The following is a 17722-nucleotide window of genomic DNA, read 5'->3' on the forward strand; positions in this document are numbered from 1 at the left end:
ACCTATACGCCGACGTCCGGCCCCTGACAGATCAGCGGGTCGTGGCTTTCCGACAGGCTCACCAGTGGTTCCTGCGAGGGATCTCCCTTGAACTGCGCGACCAGCCCCTTCGCCGTGTCATAGAAGGTCCAGCATTGCAGCGGCGCGTATTCGCCGTAATCGAAGCAGATATACTGCCCGTCCTGATACCAGTCACCTTCCTTGCATTCGCTTTCGGTGAAGGCCCAGATCACCTTGTGGCCGGGCTTGTATTGCTCGGACCCGTAGGGCTGGCCGAAGACCGAATAGGTGATGGTGCGCCCGACGGTGCGCTGATCGAACTGCTCTGCATTGAGAGGCGGACCGAGCGGGTCGGCCGCAGCTGACAGGTTCGGCGCGAGGGCCAGCATCAGGATCAGTATCGGCCGCATCGAGGGAGGCTCCGGCTGTTGCATTGACCCAACCTGCCAGATCGCGGCCCGCTTGCCTAGCGCGCGCTCGCCCCTTCGGCGCCGCGTGGCTTGTCCTGCTGCAGCGCCTTCACGCGCTTGTCCATGACGCGGCGCCAGAGCGGCGGGAACAGCGCCAGCGCCGCCATCGCGGGTAGGCTGCGCGGCAGGACGGGCCGTTGCGGCTCGGTCAGATCGCCAAGCCGAAGGGCGGGATATTCCCGCGCCGGATGCGCGTGGTGATCCGAATGGCGCGGCGCGTTGAGCATCCACAGCGAGGTGATCGGCGCGGGCGCATCCCAGCTGTGATGCGCATCGACCGGATCGAAGCTGCCATCGCCACGCCGCCTCCGAGATAGGCCGTAATGCTGGACGTAATCGGCGAGCAGGATCTGCACCTGCGCATAGGCGCAGAGCATCAGGTAAGCCACCACGCCCTCGGCCCCGAAGAGCATCCCGAACAGCACCGCGAACCACAGCCCGCCCAGCAGATAGGACGGGTAGGGACCGAGCCGCGCGATCCTCGCCTTGATCCGCGCGCTCAGCGGCGCTTTCGGGTCGATCGCGGGCAGGCGGGCGAAGCGGTTGCGCTCCATCTCGTAGCCGCCGACGAAGCTGCCGATCCAGGCGCGGGGCGCAAAGGACCAGAAGCCCTCGCCAAGCTGTGCCGAGTTCGGATCGTCCGGCGTCGCGACGAAACGGTGATGGACCAGCCGATGCGCCGAGGTGTGATGGCCGAAGAGCAGCGAGATATAGACCCATTTGCCCAGCAGAAACAGCCGTTTGTCCGGCCGGTGGATCAGCTCGTGCGCGTTGGAATTCGACACCTGTCCGAAGAACAGCCCGAAGGCCAGCCAGACCGCGATCCAGCTCGGGCCCTCCAGCATCGTATGCCCTGACATCGCCGCCACGCCGAGCACGAGCAGCACGAAATGCACCACCGCCAGCGTCGTCGACAGCGCATCGGCCGCCGGGAATTCCGAGCCCTCCGGCGCATCTGGAGAGGGATGCTTCAGTGCCTCGTCGAGGAGGAACATGCACAGCGCGATCCAGACCAGCGCCGCCCAGGCCGCGAGCCCGCCGAAGACGCCCGCCACCAGCAAAAGCGGCACCGGCAGAAGCGTCACGACCGCGAAGCTGTCGACGCCCGGGATCTCGCGAGAGAGCCGCAGCAAATTTGCAAACGCACCGCGAAGGCGGCGCTTGCGCGTCGGGTCATTGCCTTGGGTCACGTGCTGCGGGTCCGGTTCGCTCGACATGGAAAGTTCCATCGTTTTGCGCCATTCTTTCGGCGATTTCGACCATTTTGTGACTCAGCTTGCGGGGGCGGGGCTTTTCTGCGCCAGATGTGGCGATGATGTCCGCAGCTCCGATCAGCCTCGTTATCGCCGCCGTCTTCGCGGCAATCTACCTCGTACGCCATGCGGGGGCGGGGGAAAGCAGCGCGAAAACCCTCGTGAAGACCGCCTCCGTCGTAGCGCTGATCCCGATGGCGGCCGCCCTGGGCGCGCCGCTTGCGATCCTCGCGGGGCTCGCCCTTGGTGCAGCGGGCGACTTCGCCCTGTCGCGCTCTGGCCAGCGCGCCTTCCTGATCGGCATGGCAGCCTTTGCGGCGGGGCATCTGGCCTATCTGATCGGCTTTCTCGAGATGGGCGCGCAGCCCTCGGCATGGACCATCCCTCTCATCGCCCTGGGGCTCTCGGCGGAGTTCTGGCTGCTGCCGCGGACGGGCGGGCTGTGCTGGCCGGTGCGGGCCTACATCTGGATCATCGTCGCGATGGCGGCGGTGGCGATGGGCCTGCCCGCGGGCTATCTGCTGGTGATCCTGGGTAGCCTCGCCTTCGTGCTTTCCGACCTGATCCTCGCGCTGGAGATGTTCGTGCTGCACGACGCCGGACGTAAGCGGATCGCGGCGCGCGCGCTCTGGGTGCTCTACTGGGGCGGTCAGGCGCTGATCGGCTGGGGCGCGGGATCGGGTTTCGCCGGGGGATAAGCCTTCCATCCGGGACTGCGATGAACTAGGTGGAGCGTAAGGAAAGGCCTGATCCATGTCGTTTTTCAAAAAGCTCAAATCGCGTCTGACGCGTTCTTCCTCAAAGCTCGAGCAGGGGCTCGAGGATATCGTCGCCGAGAATGCCTCCAGTGAAGACGAGGTCGCCGAGACGCCGGAACCTTCGGCGCCCGCGACGCCCGCAGAGACCTCCCCCGAGGCCGCGCCGCGTAGCCGTGCCGAACCGGGGCCGGAGCCCGAACCCGAACCCGAGCCCCGGCATGATGAGACGATCAACCTCCCCGATCCGACGCCGCCCGCACCCGGCTACGTGCCCGCCCCGGTCACCGAACCGGTCGAAGAGGAACACGCGCAGATCGCAAAGGACCCGCTCGACGTCGAGCCCGCGCCCGAGCGTCCAAACCCCGAGTCGAAGAAGCCGAGCCTTCTGGGCCGCATCTTCGGCGGCGGAGAGGCGAAACCCGCCGAGCCGCGCCGTGTCCTCGATGACGAGATGCTGGAAAGCCTCGAAGAGCTGCTCATCGCCTCAGACATGGGCGTCGACACCGCGCTGCGCGTGTCGGCAAACCTTGCCGAGGGGCGGATGGGTCGCAAGCTCTCGGTTTCCGAGATCAAGGGGCTTCTGGCCCAAGAGGTCGCCCGGATCATGGAGCCGGTCGCGAAACCTCTGCCGCTTTACCCCAAGAAGCCGCAGGTCGTGCTGGTGGTGGGCGTCAACGGGTCGGGCAAGACCACGACGATCGGCAAGCTCGCCTCACAATTCCGCGCAGCCGGCAAGCAGGTCGTGATCGCGGCGGGCGACACGTTCCGCGCAGCCGCCGTCGAACAGCTGCAGGTCTGGGGCGATCGCGCCGGCGTGCCGGTCCTGACCGCGCCCGAAGGTTCCGACCCGGCTTCGCTTGCCTATGACGCGATGAAGAAGGCCGAGGCCGAGGGGGCGGACCTTCTGATGATCGACACGGCTGGCCGGTTGCAGAACCGCGCCGATCTGATGGAGGAGCTGGCGAAAATCGTCCGCGTGATCCGCAAGGTCGACGAAACCGCGCCGCATAACACGCTTCTCGTGCTCGATGCGACGACGGGGCAGAACGCGCTGCAGCAGGTCGATGTCTTCCGCAAGATCTCGAACGTGTCGGGGCTGGTGATGACCAAGCTCGACGGCACTGCGAAAGGCGGCGTGCTGGTCGCGCTGGCCGACAAGTTCGGCCTGCCGATCCACGCGATCGGGGTGGGAGAGCAGCTCGACGATCTGGCGCCCTTCGATCCGGAAGAGTTCGCGCAGGCCCTCGTGGGCCTCGAAGACTGAACCCGCGATTGGGGGCGCCGCCCCCCGCGCTTGCGCGCGCCCCCCGGGATATTTGTGCAAGCCCGAAGAGAGCCCTGCGCCTTTCCTCTTCCCCTTGGTCGAAATATCCCGGGGGTGAATGGCCCTGAGGCCAGAGGGGGCAGCGCCCCCTAGCGCCCGAGATCACGAAGGACTTCCCCTTGAGCGACTGGATCATCTCTGTCTCGGGCACCGAGACCGGCAAGCACCTCGCGCTGGGCCTCGCGCTGCTCGCGGCCTTTCTGCACGCGCTGTTCGGTGCGTTGCAGAAGGGGCGGCACGACCCGTGGCTCAGCCGCGCCGCGATCGATGCGAGCTACGGGATCATCGCGGCCCCTTTCGCGCTCTTCGTGGTGCCGTGGCCCGAGCCCTACATGTGGCCGATCTTCGTGGGCGTGTTCTTCATCCATGTCGGCTACAAGCTGCTGCAGGCGGCCTGCTACCAGCGTGGGGCCTATACGGTGGTCTACCCGGTCGTGCGTGGTACCGGGCCGCTTTTCGCGGTGATCGGGGCGGGGATTATCTTCGGAGAGCATTTCACGATCGGCCAATGGGCCGGGGTGGCCACGCTTCTTGCCGGGATCTACGGTCTTGCGATCTACAACCTGCGCAATGTGACGGTCGATCGAGAGACGATGGTGCCGGCGCTGATGCTCGCCGTGGCGACCGGTGCCTTCGTCGCGCTCTACACCACCTATGACGCCTATGGCATCCGGGCGACCGCCGATCCCTTCACCTTCCTGGCGTGGTTCTTCTTCATCGACGGCTGGTTCATGCCGATCTTCACCGCGCGGCGCTGGACGAAGCTGCCGAGTTCGGAAATGGTGCCGCTCATCAAGAGGGGTGTTATCGGCGCGATTGTTGCTTATTTCTCCTTTGGCTCGATCATGTTGGCGACACGGCTCGACAAGGTGGGCGAGGCGGCGGTGCTGCGCGAGACCTCGACGGTATTCGCAGCCCTCATCGGCTGGCTCGTGCTGGGCGAGAAAGTTGGGCCGCGGCGTACGGCCCTGATGGCGCTGATCGCGGCGGGGGCCGTGATCGTTGAGATAGCAGGCAGGTAAAGGCAGATGGCAGAGAAAAAGATTTCCCCGTGGGTGAAAGCGGCGCTCGACTGGGGGCCGCTCATCGTCTTCTTCGTCGCCTTCAACCGGCTCAAGGACGGCACCTACGCGATCCTCGGCACCGACTATTCGGGCTTCGTCGTGGCCACCGCGCTGTTCATCCCGTTGATCGCCGCCTCGACGCTGATCCTGTGGGCCTTGACGCGCAAGATCTCGGCGATGCAGATCGCGACGCTGGTTCTGGTGCTGATTTTCGGCGGGCTATCGGTCTGGCTGAACGATCCGACCTTCTTCAAGATGAAGCCGACCATCATCTATCTGCTCTTCGCGGGTATTCTCGGGGCGGGGCTGATCCGCGGCAAGGCGTGGTTGCAGCTGGTGATGAACGAGGCGATCCCGATGGCGCATGAGGGCTGGATGATCCTGACCAAGCGCTTCGTGGGGCTGTTCCTCGCGCTCGCGGTGGCCAACGAGATCGTCTGGCGCACGATGTCGGACGAGATCTGGGTCGATTTCAAGACTTTCGGCCTGCCGATCATCCTGATCGTCTTCATCATGTCGCAGACCAAGCTTTTCGAGCGCCACGGCATCGAAAAGGAAGAGGGGGACGAGGCGGAGAAGTAACTCCGCCCTGTCCGCGCCCGCCGCGATCCGTTACACCTGTCGCGACTGCCAAAGCCGGAGCCTCTCATGAAAATCGCCACCTTCAACATCAACGGCATCAAGGCGCGCCATCAGGCGCTGGTCGATTGGCTGAAGGAGGCCGAGCCGGACGTGGTCCTGCTGCAGGAGATCAAGTCGGTCGACGAGGGTTTCCCGTGCGAGCTGTTCGAGGATCTGGGCTATTCCGTCGAGACACATGGGCAGAAAGGTTTCAACGGCGTTGCGATCCTCTCGAAACTGCCGCTGGAGGATGTGACGCGGGGGCTGCCCGGCGATGAGGGTGATGAGCAGGCGCGCTGGATCGAGGCGACCGTCGTCGGCGAGAAGGGCGCGGTGCGGCTCTGTGGCCTCTATCTGCCCAACGGCAACCCGGTGGAACTCGACGATGCGGGGCGACCTGTCGCGGGCGGCAAATACGCCTACAAGCTCGCGTGGATGGAGCGGATGCAGGCGCAGGCCGAGGCGCTGCTGGCGCTGGAAGAACCCTTCGTGATGGCGGGCGATTACAACATCATCCCGCAGGACGAGGATGCCGCGAAGCCCGAAGCGTGGCGCGGCGATGCGCTGGCGCTTCCGCAAAGCCGCGAGGCGTTCCGCCGTATCCTCAATCTTGGCTTCACCGAAGCCTTCCGTGCCCGGGTGCAGGGGCCGGGGCACTACTCGTTCTGGGACTATCAGGCAGGCGCCTGGCAGAAGAACAATGGCATCCGGATCGACCATCTGCTGCTGTCCCCGCAGGCGGCGGACCTGTTGCGCGATGTCGGCATCGACAAGGAAATCCGCGGCCGCGACAAGCCCTCTGATCACGTTCCGGTCTGGATCACGCTCGACGTCTGATCGCGATTGCCGCAACGTCATTTCCTCGGCCTCGCCGCGACTGTGCATAGTGGCGGCGAAAGAGAGGAGACCCCAGATGCAAGACCAGATCAGCCGGCACCCGGTGCCGCAACTCGCCGACATGCCAGAGGATATCCGCGCGCGGATCGAGGCGGTTTACGAGAAGGCCGGGTTCATCCCGAACATCTTCCTCGCCCTGGCGCATCGCCCCGACGAGTTCCGCGCCTTCTTCGCCTATCACGACGCGCTGATGGAGCGGCCTGGCAACCTGACGATCGCCGAGCGCGAGATGATCGTCGTGGCGACTTCGGCGGCAAATGAGTGCCAGTATTGCGTGATTGCACATGGGGCGATCCTGCGCATCCGCGCCAAGAACCCGCTGATCGCCGATCAGGTCGCGGTGAATTACCGCAAGTCCGACATCACGCCGCGCCAGCGGGCGATGCTCGATTTCGCGATGAAGGTTAGTCTGCGGGCGCAGGAGGTCGAGGAGGCTGACTACGAAGCGCTGCGCGCCCATGGTTTCACCGATGACGATATCTGGGATATCGGCGGGATAACGGCGTTCTTCGGCCTGTCGAACCGGCTGGTGAACATGGCTTCGATCCCGCCGAACCCCGAGTTCTATGCGATGGGGCGCTGAGCGCCTCTGGTCTTCGCCCATCCGCGCGGTCTAGGGTCTGGCAAGATCAGACAGAGGGCCAGCTAGGAGGAACGCGCGATGGGCGAGATCTTGATCCGGAGCGCCGAGGTGGTCGTCACGATGGACGGCGCCCGGCGCGAGTTGAAGGGCTCGGATCTGCTGCTGCGCGACGGCCAGATTGCAGCTGTCGGGCCGGGGCTGGAAAGCATGGGCGAGGTGGTCGAGGCCAAGGGCTGCGTCGTCACGCCGGGGCTCGTGAACACCCATCATCACCTCTATCAGACGCTGACCCGTGCGGTGCCGGGCGGGCAGGATGCGCTGCTCTTTGGCTGGCTGCAGACGCTCTACCCGATCTGGGCGAAGATGGGCCCCGAGGAGATCCGAGTCTCGGCGCAGGTCGGACTGGCGGAACTGGCGCTGACCGGCTGCACCACCAGTTCCGATCACCTCTACATGTATCCGAATGGCGCGCGGCTGGAGGACACGATCCACGCGGCGGCGGAACTGGGGTTGCGCTTCCATCCCACGCGCGGCGCGATGAGCATCGGCGAGAGCGAGGGCGGCCTGCCACCCGATAGCCTGGTCGAGCGCGAAGAAGCGATCCTGAACGACTGCATCCGGGTCGTCGACGCGTTCCACGATCCCAACGAAGGTTCGATGTGCCGGGTGGGGATCGCGCCCTGTTCGCCGTTTTCCGTCTCGCGCGAGCTGATGCGCGACGCGGCGCTGCTCGCGCGCGACAAGGGCGTGATGCTGCACACCCATCTTGCCGAGAATGACGAGGATATTTCCTACAGCTTGGAGCAGTTTGGCTGCCGGCCGGGGCAATATGCCGAAGATCTCGGTTGGACCGGCGAGGATGTCTGGCACGCGCATTGCGTGAAGCTGGATGCGGGCGAGATCGACCTGTTCGCGCGCACACAGACCGGCGTTGCGCATTGTCCGTGCTCGAATTGCCGTCTGGGCTCGGGCATCGCGCCGGTGCGCCAGATGCGCGACGCGGGGGTTAAGGTGGCGCTTGGCGTCGATGGCTCGGCCTCGAACGATGCAGGGAGCCTCATCGGCGAGGCGCGCATGGCGATGCTGCTGCAGCGGGTGCAAAACGGCGCCGACGCGATGGCCGCGCGCGAGGCGCTGGAGATCGCGACGCTAGGTGGCGCGCAGGTTCTGGGCCGTCCCGATTGCGGGGTACTCGCGCCGGGCAAGCGGGCAGATGTGGCAATCTGGGATGTCTCGGGGCTGGCGGCGGCAGGCGCGTGGGATCCGGTCGCGGCGCTGGTACTCTGCGGGCCGCCCAAGGTGAAACACCTTTTCGTCGAGGGCCGCCAGGTGGTGCGCGACGGGCAGGTTGTGACGATCGACCTGCCGCGCGTGATCGAGACGCAGAACCGCCTCGCATCAGCACTTATGGGCTGAATTTCTCGCGCCGCACGGCCCCGGCGGCGCTGGCGATCCGCAGCAAGCGGCGACGGTCGCCTGCAAGGGCAGACTCCATCAACCCCGAGAGGCCTCCGCGCGCCTTCAGATGCGGTGCGAGGTCGGAATGGCCGAGATCGGGGAAGATCAGGTGATCGACATTTGATGGGTGCGGGAAGGGCATCGCCTGCGCCAGATCGTCCTGCGCGCCGTGACACAGGATCGCCCAGCAGGTCGCGGGCGGAAGCGGAGTCGTCTCGCGCGCGAAGGTCGCGATCTGTCTCGTCCACTCGCTCCATCGAGCCTCCCCCGGCACGACGCCCGGTTTTACCGAGAATTGCGGAGACAAGGCCAGCACCACGTCAACCGGGAGCACCTCCGCTGCGACCAGCGCCGAGACCGCACCCATCGACAGCCCAATGGCAGCGATCCGGGTCACGGGGCGGCGGCGCCGCACCTCTGCCAAGGCTGCACGCAGGGCAGGGGCGAAGCCAGGATCGTTCGTCCAGCTTCGGCTGTCGTCGCTGATGAACAGCGCCCGGCGTGGGAAGCCCGGCGTGCCGCGCCCCGTGGCGGTGGCGACGAATTCCGGTGCGGGCGGGCGGCTGGGATCGTGTCCGATCGAGGCGAAAGAGATGACCAGATCGTCGCCGCCACCGTCAAGAAAATCGACCGTGAAAGGCGCGCGGGCGTAGATCCTCTCGAAGGCAGGATCGGTCAATGCAGCCGCTTGCCTGCGACCCAAGTTCCCGCGATGGCGCGGTCGTCGCCCATCATGATCGTCGGGAAGATCGCCTCCCAGACGTCGTTCGCACGGTCGGCACGCTGCGAGATGGCAGGCCTCGAGGCGAGGTCGACCGCGATGAAATCCGCCTCCATTCCCGGCGCCAGCGCGCCGATCTTGTCGCTCATCCGCATCGACTTGGCGGAGCCTTGCGTCGCCAGCCACCAAAGCTGCGCGGGGTGCAGCGGCTGATGCGTCAGCTGGCCGATCTCGTAAGCTGCGGCCATGGTGCGCAGCATCGAGAAGCTCGACCCGCCGCCGGTATCGGTGGCCAGCCCGATCCGCTGCCCCTCGGCAAGACGTGTCGGCCAGTCGAACAGCCCCGAGCCGATGAAGGTGTTAGAGGTCGGGCAATGGATCAGCGCCGCGCCGACCTCCTTGATCCGGTCGGCTTCGCGCGGCTCCAGATGGATCGCGTGACCATAAAGCGCGTTCTCGCCCAGTAGATCATAGGTCTCGTAGGTGTCGAGGTAATCGCGCGCGGTGGGATATAGCTCGCGGACCCATGCGATCTCGTCCACCTGCTCGCTCAGATGGGTTTGCATCAGGCAATCGGGATGTTCCGCCCAGAGCGCCCCCAGCGCGGCCAGCTGATCGGCCGACGAGGTGGGCGAGAAGCGCGGCGTGATGACATAGCTCAGCCGGTCCACGCCATGCCATTTCTGCAAGAGGACTCGGCTGTCGTCATAGGCCGATTGCGGCGTGTCGCGCAAAGCCTCCGGCGCGTTGCGGTCCATGCAGGTCTTGCCCGCCGCCGCCCGCATCCCGCGCGCCTTCGCGGCTGCGAAGAAGGCTTCGACGCTGGCGGGATGGATCGTGCAATAGCTGCACATCGAGGTGGTGCCGTTCATCAGCGCCAGATCGAGATAGCGTGTCGCGATCTCTTCGGCATGGGCGGGATCGGCGAAGGAAATCTCCTCGGGGAAGGTGTAGGTGTTGAGCCAGTCGATCAGGCGCTTGCCCCAGCTCGCGACGATCGCAGTCTGCGGATAATGCACATGGGCGTCGACGAAGCCGGGCGACAGCAGATGATCGCCGTGATCGGTGATCTCGGCCTGCGGATGATCCTCGCGCAGGTCGTCGGCCTCGCCTACTGCGGCGATAAGGCCGCCCTCGACCAGCACGCCACCGCGCCGGCGATGTGCAACCACTTCAGGCCCTTCGACGAGCGCGTCGCCGCGATATTCCAGAACCTGCCCAAGATGCAGTTCAGCCATCATTCTCTCCTGTCCGACGCGTCATGCTAGGGCGGGGCGGGGCGAAGGTAAATCTCTGCCGTGGCGGCGCTTCTTTTTCGGCTCCGCCCCCTGTCCATCTGCGAGAAAACAGCTATGTTTCACGCGCGATCCGAACGGGGGCGATATGGCCGAAGCACTTGCCGAAGAGACAGAGCGCGAGGAAGAGGATTATCGGCTGAGCGGGGAGCTGGTCGAGGAAATTCTCGATGCCGTCGAGCAGGAAGATGCGGAGCGGTTGAGCGAGCTGCTCGAGCCGCTGCACGCCGCCGACATCGCCGACCTTATCGAACAGGTCTCCGGCCACGAGCGGCGCGAAATCCTGCGGCTCTGGGGCCGCCAGATCGACGGCGAGATCCTGACCGAGATCGACGAGGGCATTCGCGAGGAAGTTCTCGCAAGCCTGCCGCCGGAAGTCCTGGCCGACGCGGTGCGCGAGCTCGACTCCGATGACGTCGTCGACCTGATCGAGGACCTTGAAGAGCCGCAGCAGGAAGCGATCCTCGGCGCTCTCGACGAGACCGACCGGGCCGCGGTCGAGAAATCGCTGGGCTATCCCGAATATTCCGCCGGTCGTTTGATGCAGCGCGAGGTCGTGACCGCGCCCGAGCATTGGACAGTGGGCGAGACGATCGACTTCCTGCGGAAAGCGAAATGGCTGCCCGACCAGTTCTATCACGTGACCCTTGTCGATCCGGGGCACCATCCGATCGGAAATGTCACCTTGGGACGAATCCTGTCGGCCCCGCGTGCCTCGAAGCTGACCGATATCTGCGAGGAGGAATTCCGCAAGATCTCGGCCTATCAGGACGAGGGCGACGTGGCCTACGCGTTCAACCAGTATCACCTGATCTCGGCCCCGGTCGTGGACGAGGATGACAGGCTGGTCGGCGTGATTACCATCGACGACGCGATGTCCGTTCTCGACGAGGAACACGAGGAAGACATCCTCCGCCTCGCCGGTGTGGGCGACGAATCCGCGATCTCGGATACCGTTCTGGAAACCGTACGTCAGCGCCTGCCGTGGCTTTTCGTGAACCTGCTGACGGCGATCCTCGCCTCGGCGGTGATCTCGATCTTCGAGGGCACGATCCAGCAACTTGTGGCGCTGGCCGTCTTGATGCCGATCGTGGCTTCGATGGGTGGCAATGCGGGCACGCAGACCCTGACGGTCGCGGTGCGCGCGCTGGCGACCCGCGACCTGACCGACAGCAACGTCTGGCGCGTCGTGCGACGCGAAACCATCGTCGGGCTGCTGAACGGTCTCGCCTTCGCGGTGGTGATGGGAGCAGTTGCCGCCTTCTGGTTCTCGGGCGCGCAGCTCGGCATTGTGATCGGCTTGGCGATGGTCATCAATCTCGTTGTCGCCGCGCTGTCGGGCATCCTGATCCCGCTGGCGCTGGAGAAGCTCGGCGCGGACCCGGCGCTGGCCTCGGGCACCTTCGTCACGACGATGACCGATGTGGTGGGCTTCTTCGCCTTCCTCGGCCTCGCCTCCGTCGTGTTGCTATGAGCAAGGATCTCGCGCGCAAGGACGCTTTCGCGGCGCGCAAAGCCGCCCATGCGGCCGATGAAGGAGCTGCGACGCGAGCGCTGACGGCGGCGCTGGAGCCCTTCGCGGGCAAGGTGCTGGCGGGCTATTGGCCGATCCGGACCGAGCCCGATCCGCGCCCTGCGATGATCGCCCATGGCGGGCCGCTCTGTCTGCCGGTTGTGGTGGAGCAGGCGCAGCCCCTGGTCTTTCACCGCTGGACACCCGAGACCGAGATGATCGCGGGCGCTTTCGGGGCGCATGTTCCGGCGGAGGGCGAGGAGATCACGCCCGAGGTGCTGATCGTCCCGCTGCTGGCTTTCGACGCGCATGGCTTTCGGCTGGGCTATGGTGGCGGCTTTTACGACCGCACGCTGGAGGGGCTGCGCGCCCGCGGCCCCGTCACTGCGATCGGTTTCGCTTTTGCGGCGCAGGAAGTGCCGGAAGTGCCCACCGAGCCGACGGATCAGCCTCTCGACATGATCGTGACCGAGGCAGGCGTCCTACATTTCTGATTAGCCCATCCGCTCGGAGGCGTAGGCGCCGGGCGAGGCGGGGAAGACGACCGTCTTGTTGTCGTTCAGGAACACCCGGTGCTGCACATGGGCGTGGATCGCGCGCGACAGCACCTGCGCCTCGACGTCGCGGCCCAGCGAGACGTAATCCGACGGGCTCTGCGCATGGGTAATGCGCACGGTGTCCTGCTCGATGATCGGGCCTTCGTCGAGATCGGCGGTCACGTAATGCGACGTCGCACCGATCAGCTTCACGCCACGCTCATAGGCCTGCTTGTAGGGGTTCGCGCCCTTGAAGCTCGGCAGGAAGGAGTGGTGGATGTTGATGATCCGGCCGGACATTTTCTGGCACAGCGCATCCGACAGAATCTGCATGTAGCGCGCCAGAACGATAAGTTCCGCACCCGACTCATCGACCACGTCGAGCAGGCGCTTCTCTGCCTCGGGCTTGTTCTCCTTCGTCACCTTGATGTGGTGGAAAGGCAGGTCATGGTTCACGACGACCTTCTGGTAGGTCATGTGGTTGGACACCACGCCCACGATCTCGATCGGCAGCGCGCCGATGCGCCAGCGATAGAGAAGATCGTTCAGGCAATGGCCGAAATTCGACACCATCACCAGAACCTTCATCTTCTCGCGCGAGTCGCGCACGGCCCAGTCCATCTCGAACTCCTTGGCGACCGGCTCGAATGCAGCGCGGATCGCGTCGGCATCCTTGCCTTGCTCCGAGACGAAGCTCACGCGCATGAAGAACTGACCGGTCTTCTGGTCGTCATATTGATGCGAGTCGGTGATGTTGCAGCCCTGATCGGCCAACACATTCGCGATCCCCGCGACGATCCCCCGCGTGGAGGGGCAGGCAACGGTGAGAACGTAGGCGTCGGCAGTCTGGGTCATGTCGCATCCCTTTTGATCTTTCGCCCGGTTTCCTAGCGTGCCGGGGGTGGGGACACAATCACCCCGTGTCAGGGGAGGAGCGCGGGAGAAAGCGACGGCGTTGCGGTGAAAAGCGGCATCGCGTCGGGGGCGAGGCGCGCGGAGTCAGGCTGCAGCGTTTTCGCGCTGTGTGCCGCGCAGGGATTCGATCTCAAGGAAAACGCTGGAGACCTCGGGATGGGCCTCGTGGATTTTCTTCTGAACCTCCTCGACCGCGTGGAAGATCGCCTCGGGCGACAGGCCTTTTTGCATTTTCAGTTCGATATTCACCAACACCTGCTCGGGGGCGAAATGCATTGTCAGAAGCCGTTTGACCTCCGCGACTTCGTCGAAACCGGTCGCGATCTCTCGGATCGATTTGCGCACGTCGCGGTCGGCGGCTTCGCCCATGATCAGCGCGCGAGTCTCGTAAACCAGAATGATGGCGACCACGATTAGGATGAGCCCGATCACGATCGAGGCTGCGCCGTCGAAGAACGGGTTCTCGAAGGTCACCGAGAGATAGACGCCAAGCGCTGCAGCGAGGATACCCAGAAGCGCCGCACTGTCTTCGGCGACGACGACGAAGATCGACGGATCCTTGGAGCGGCGGAACGCCTTGAAATAGCCTTCCCCCGGTTTGCGTTGCTTCAGGAGCTGGCGGATCGCGATCACCCAGGAGGTGCCCTCGGCAAAGAACGCCACGAGCAGGACGCCGTAGTTCCAGATCGGCTTCTCGATCGGCTCTGGATGCTGGATATGGACCATGCCCTCGTAGACAGACAGCCCGCCGCCGATCGCGAAGAGCAGCATCGCGACAACGAGCGACCAGAAATACAACTCTTTGCCATAGCCGAACGGATGTTTCTCGTCCGGCTCCTTGCGGCTGCGCTTGTGGCCCAGAAGCAGCAACCCCTCATTGCCGGTATCGACCACCGAGTGGAACGCCTCCGCCAGCATCGACGAACTGCCCGTGAACGCCGCGGCCACGAATTTCGCGATGGCGATCAGAAGGTTCGCTGCGAGCGCGCCATAGACGGCAATCGGCTTTTCTTCGGAGGCTTGGGCTTCGGCCATGAACGGAATCCTGGATCGGGGCGCGAGACGGGGAGGAACGACCTCGCGCCGGTGTCGTCGTGCTGGATCAACACGGTGCGGGCAGGCCGGTTCCCGAACCGCCCGCGTGCGAGGTCAGATGCCGCAGCCGATCGCCTTCGCGAAACTCGCAGGCGAGGTGTCGTCAGCGAGGCGTCTCCATGCCACGGTTTGCTTGGGCGTGACCGAGAGAGACAGCAGACCCGACCAGTCGAAACTGGCGACGATAATCTCCGGCCCGGCGCCGCAATCGCGCAGGCCGCCCATGATCGTGTCCGAGCCGAAGTGGTGATTGGTGAATCTCTCGCCCGCGAAGCTCGGGTGCAGCGCGCCGTCGCGATATTCGAAAATCCGCAAGACGCCCAGCCGATGCGGCGCGTCGATCAGCGCGATGTCGCGATGCCCGTTGCCATCGAAATCCGCGACGCCGATGGGCGCGAGCCAATGGTTCGGCTCTCCCACGAAATCGGTCGCGGCGAGGAACTTCGGTTTGCCGGATTTTACCGTGAGCACGAGGAGCCGCGAACCCAGCCGGAGATGCGATTGCACCACGATCACCTCGTCGATCCCGTCGCCGTCGAGATCGCTCAGGCGTGGTGCCGTGTCCTCATAGACGAGATCGGGATCGAGGCGCAGGTCGTAGGTCAGCGTGCTGTGGCCTGAGAACAGCCCCTTGGCGTCGCCTGCCTTGCGGGTCACGTCGATCTGGAGATTCGCGAATTCATGCTCGGGGCCGAGTGCGCGGTGACCGTAGCGATCCGTGGGCTCGGTGAACCGCGCGGCGACCGACATTTCGGCCCGCGCGGGCAGGGCGGCAGCGGTGACCAGCGCAAAGGCGAGGGTCACCGCGCGGCGCATCAGATCTGCTTTTCGGGAAGGTTGACGATCAAGCCGTCGAGTTCGTCTGTGACCTTGATCTGGCAGGTCAGGCGCGAGGTGACGGGATCGGGTTCGTACGCGAAATCAAGCATGTCTTCTTCCATCGGATCGCGCGGAGGCAGTTTCTCGATCCAGTCCTTGTCGACATAGACGTGGCAGGTGGAACAGGCGCAGGCGCCACCGCAATCGGCGTCGATGCCGGGCACGCCATTGTCGCGCGCGCCTTCCATCACGGTCATGCCGGGCTTCACGTCGATCTCGTGACGGGTGCCGTTGAATTCGACATAGGTGATTTTCGCCATAGCTCGGAGCCTCTTGTTCGTGATCAAAACGCGAATGCCGGCGGGGCCGGTCGCAAGTGATCTAAGCTGCTTTCGGCGATTTGGCCAGAGGTGGGCGGTCACGGGCAAGGGATTGCCGCGGCGTGGATATTGGCTACTCTGCGCGCCGAGGCAGGCGGAGACGAGAATGCGGCAGATCGCTGAAAACTTCGGCACGGCGCGTGCGATGCTGGTCGCGCTGGGTGTTGCGATGGGGCTGGCGGGCTGTCAGACCGGCACGCAGGGGGCGTACGCTACTCCGAAGGACCCGCCCGCCAAGACGCTCGCCCATGTGCTGCAAAGCCGTCCGTCCGCTGATGATGCGCGGGGCTGCTTCACCGAACTCAAAGGCCCTGCCAAGGTCGAGACGATGACTGGACAGGTAGAGGTGATCCCCGAACAGCGCGATCCGAAGACCGGCAAGGTCACGCAGCCCGCGATCTACCGCGAATTGAGCGGCCAGAAGCTCGTCGATAGCGGCAAGCCGCGCTATTTCGAATCCGTTTGCTCGGAGGATCTGACGCCCGCTTTCGTTGCGATGACCCAGCGTGCGCTGGCGCTGCGCGGGCTCTATTCCGGCCCCGCCGACGGCAAGCTGGACCCGGCGACGGGCCGCGCGATCGCGGCCTATCAGGCGCCGCGCGGCCTCGACAGCCCGACGCTCTCGGTGCGCGCAGCACAGGAACTCGGCCTCTATATCTGGTCGGACTGAGCCCTCTCACGCCGCCATCGCGGCGCCGCACAGCCCTCTGCGCAGGCGGCGGGGTTGTGCCGGTCGGCGGAACCGTCTCTAACCGGGGACCAAGGGATCAGGAGGCACCATGCGAAAGTTATTCGGCAGTAACCTGCGCTTCATGCGCGACAACGCCCGCTGGCTCGGCGCGGGTTTCCTGCTGACGCTGTTCTCGTCTTTCGGGCAGACCTTCTTCATCGGCCTGTCGGGCAATGATATCCGGGCGACATTCGGCCTGTCGGGCGGCACCTTCGGCGCGCTCTACATGGTGGCGACGCTGGCCTCGGCCTCAACGTTGCCCTTCCTCGGGCGCACGCTCGATCTGATGCCCGGCTGGAAGGTGGTGCGCTTCACCATCCCGCTTCTCGCGCTGGCTTGTGTCGGGATCACGCTCGCGCCGAACCTGATCTTCCTGACGCTCGCGATCTACATGCTGCGGCTCTTCGGGCAGGGCATGATGACCGAGATCGCTTTCACCGAGATCGGTCGCTGGTTCGTCGCGAGCCGCGGCAAGGCGATGTCGCTGGTCGTTCCGGGGCAACCCTTCGGCTCCGCGGTGTTGCCGGTTCTCGTGGTGTTGGTCGCGCAGGCGAGCGGCAACTGGCACCTCGCATGGTGGCTCTCGGCGGCGCTGCTGGTGATGATCGCATGGCCGCTCCTGATGCGCCTGATGCAGGTCGAGCGGGTGCCCAACGCCACCGAGGTGCAATCGAGCGCATCGGGCACAGCGCGCGACTGGACCCGCGCCGAGGTGATCCGCGATCCGGTCCTCTACATGCTGTTGGCAGGGCTGCTCGCACCGCCCTTCATCGGTACGGTGATTTTCTTCCATCAGGGCTACCTGACGGAGTTGCGCGGCTACTCCCCGCTCGCCTTCGCCGCGGCCTTTCCGGTGATGTCGGCGGCCACTGTGGGCTTCGGCTTTGTCTGCGGCGGGCTGATTGACCGGTTCGGCGCGCTGCGCCTGCTTCCATTTGTACTGGCGCCGCTGGCGCTGGCCTCGCTGACGGTCGCGCTCGTGACGCCGGTCTGGGGCGTCTATGTCTTCATGGGCCTTCTGGGCATGTCGAACGGGTTCACAGGGACGCTGATGGGCGCGCTCTGGCCCGAGGTCTACGGCGTGAAAAACCTGGGCGGCATCCGCGCGATCATCGTGGCTTCGATGGTGCTCTCGACCGCAGTGGGGCCCGGGATCACCGGCGTGCTGATCGATATGGGGGTGGAGCTTCCGACCCAGATGCTGGGCATGGCCCTGTGGTGCGTGATCGCCGCCGGAAGCCTGACCATTGCCGCCCGCCGGGTGCAGGCGCGCGAAGCGCAATGAAAAAG

Annotated in this window: 19 protein-coding genes; 11 read left to right on the top strand and 8 right to left on the bottom strand. The window is 65.2% G+C overall.

All coding sequences use genetic code 11. The features are described from left to right. Positions 1-2: 2 nt before the first annotated feature. Positions 3-410 carry a hypothetical protein gene (locus DEM26_RS04850; RefSeq protein WP_075776124.1) on the bottom strand — a complete coding sequence of 136 codons (408 nt, stop codon included), beginning with the start codon at positions 408-410 and terminating at the stop codon, positions 3-5. 56 nt (positions 411-466) lie between these two features. Next, on the bottom strand, positions 467-1687 hold the full coding sequence (locus DEM26_RS04855; protein WP_109171833.1) for an alkane 1-monooxygenase: 1221 nt from the start codon (positions 1685-1687) through the stop codon (positions 467-469). 95 nt (positions 1688-1782) lie between these two features. Here DEM26_RS04855 and DEM26_RS04860 point away from each other — a divergent pair, with 95 nt between their 5' ends. The 7 genes from DEM26_RS04860 (at position 1783) to DEM26_RS04890 (ending at position 8386) form a co-directional block, all read left to right on the top strand. Beyond that, entirely contained in the window at positions 1783-2421 is a 639-nt protein-coding gene (locus DEM26_RS04860) for a lysoplasmalogenase (RefSeq protein ID WP_088721908.1), read from the top strand. A 55-nt stretch (positions 2422-2476) separates the two neighbouring features. Beyond that, positions 2477-3745 carry a signal recognition particle-docking protein FtsY gene (gene ftsY / locus DEM26_RS04865; protein WP_109171834.1) on the top strand — a complete coding sequence of 423 codons (1269 nt, stop codon included), beginning with the start codon at positions 2477-2479 and terminating at the stop codon, positions 3743-3745. Between the two features lie 179 nt (positions 3746-3924). Beyond that, the gene (locus DEM26_RS04870; protein WP_075776122.1) at positions 3925-4827 is read left to right on the top strand and encodes an EamA family transporter; all 903 of its coding nucleotides are present in this window, start codon (positions 3925-3927) and stop codon (positions 4825-4827) included. A 6-nt stretch (positions 4828-4833) separates the two neighbouring features. Further along, entirely contained in the window at positions 4834-5451 is a 618-nt protein-coding gene (locus tag DEM26_RS04875; RefSeq protein ID WP_075776121.1) for an inner membrane-spanning protein YciB, read from the top strand. Positions 5452-5517: 66 nt separating this feature from the next. Continuing rightward, on the top strand, positions 5518-6327 hold the full coding sequence (gene xth, locus DEM26_RS04880) for an exodeoxyribonuclease III (RefSeq protein WP_109171835.1): 810 nt from the start codon (positions 5518-5520) through the stop codon (positions 6325-6327). A 76-nt stretch (positions 6328-6403) separates the two neighbouring features. Further along, on the top strand, positions 6404-6970 hold the full coding sequence (locus tag DEM26_RS04885) for a peroxidase-related enzyme (RefSeq protein WP_109171836.1): 567 nt from the start codon (positions 6404-6406) through the stop codon (positions 6968-6970). Positions 6971-7048: 78 nt separating this feature from the next. Then, positions 7049-8386 (top strand): 8-oxoguanine deaminase, encoded by a 1338-nt coding sequence (locus tag DEM26_RS04890; RefSeq protein WP_109171837.1) that lies wholly within the window; start codon positions 7049-7051, stop codon positions 8384-8386. Here DEM26_RS04890 and DEM26_RS04895 read toward each other — a convergent pair. Together DEM26_RS04895 and guaD are read right to left on the bottom strand one after the other, a co-directional pair. Next, the gene (locus DEM26_RS04895) at positions 8376-9107 is read right to left on the bottom strand and encodes a hypothetical protein (RefSeq protein WP_109171838.1); all 732 of its coding nucleotides are present in this window, start codon (positions 9105-9107) and stop codon (positions 8376-8378) included. The genes DEM26_RS04890 and DEM26_RS04895 overlap by 11 nt on opposite strands. Beyond that, the gene (guaD, locus tag DEM26_RS04900; protein WP_109171839.1) at positions 9104-10387 is read right to left on the bottom strand and encodes a guanine deaminase; all 1284 of its coding nucleotides are present in this window, start codon (positions 10385-10387) and stop codon (positions 9104-9106) included. The genes DEM26_RS04895 and guaD overlap by 4 nt, the downstream gene beginning before the upstream one ends. Before the next feature lie 145 nt (positions 10388-10532). Here guaD and mgtE point away from each other — a divergent pair, with 145 nt between their 5' ends. Continuing rightward, positions 10533-11918, top strand: a complete 1386-nt coding sequence (mgtE, locus tag DEM26_RS04905) for a magnesium transporter (protein ID WP_075776115.1) — start codon at positions 10533-10535, stop codon at positions 11916-11918. Beyond that, positions 11915-12451, top strand: a complete 537-nt coding sequence (locus tag DEM26_RS04910) for a 5-formyltetrahydrofolate cyclo-ligase (protein WP_109171840.1) — start codon at positions 11915-11917, stop codon at positions 12449-12451. Before mgtE ends, DEM26_RS04910 begins: the two co-directional genes overlap by 4 nt. On the opposite strand, the gene purU is transcribed toward DEM26_RS04910, so the two are convergent. From purU to DEM26_RS04930, 4 genes are all read right to left on the bottom strand, one after another. Beyond that, positions 12452-13348, bottom strand: a complete 897-nt coding sequence (gene purU / locus DEM26_RS04915) for a formyltetrahydrofolate deformylase (RefSeq protein WP_075776113.1) — start codon at positions 13346-13348, stop codon at positions 12452-12454. Positions 13349-13492: 144 nt separating this feature from the next. Next, a complete protein-coding gene (locus DEM26_RS04920) occupies positions 13493-14443 on the bottom strand; it encodes a cation diffusion facilitator family transporter (protein ID WP_075776112.1) in 951 nt (316 codons plus the stop codon). Positions 14444-14557: 114 nt separating this feature from the next. Next, complete coding sequence (locus DEM26_RS04925; RefSeq protein ID WP_109171841.1) at positions 14558-15319, bottom strand: FG-GAP repeat domain-containing protein; 762 nt, start codon at positions 15317-15319, stop codon at positions 14558-14560. After that, positions 15319-15642: a 2Fe-2S iron-sulfur cluster-binding protein gene (locus DEM26_RS04930; protein ID WP_075776110.1), complete on the bottom strand. Its 324-nt coding sequence runs from the start codon at positions 15640-15642 to the stop codon at positions 15319-15321. Before DEM26_RS04930 ends, DEM26_RS04925 begins: the two co-directional genes overlap by 1 nt. A gap of 166 nt (positions 15643-15808) precedes the next feature. Here DEM26_RS04930 and DEM26_RS04935 point away from each other — a divergent pair, with 166 nt between their 5' ends. Both DEM26_RS04935 and DEM26_RS04940 read left to right on the top strand, forming a co-directional pair. Further along, on the top strand, positions 15809-16372 hold the full coding sequence (locus tag DEM26_RS04935) for a peptidoglycan-binding domain-containing protein (RefSeq protein WP_158275079.1): 564 nt from the start codon (positions 15809-15811) through the stop codon (positions 16370-16372). A 109-nt stretch (positions 16373-16481) separates the two neighbouring features. Beyond that, positions 16482-17717 carry an MFS transporter gene (locus tag DEM26_RS04940; RefSeq protein ID WP_109171843.1) on the top strand — a complete coding sequence of 412 codons (1236 nt, stop codon included), beginning with the start codon at positions 16482-16484 and terminating at the stop codon, positions 17715-17717. Positions 17718-17722 lie beyond the last annotated feature (5 nt).

The organism is Thioclava sp. NG1 (genome assembly GCF_003122275.1).
Lineage (GTDB): Bacteria > Pseudomonadota > Alphaproteobacteria > Rhodobacterales > Rhodobacteraceae > Thioclava > Thioclava nitratireducens.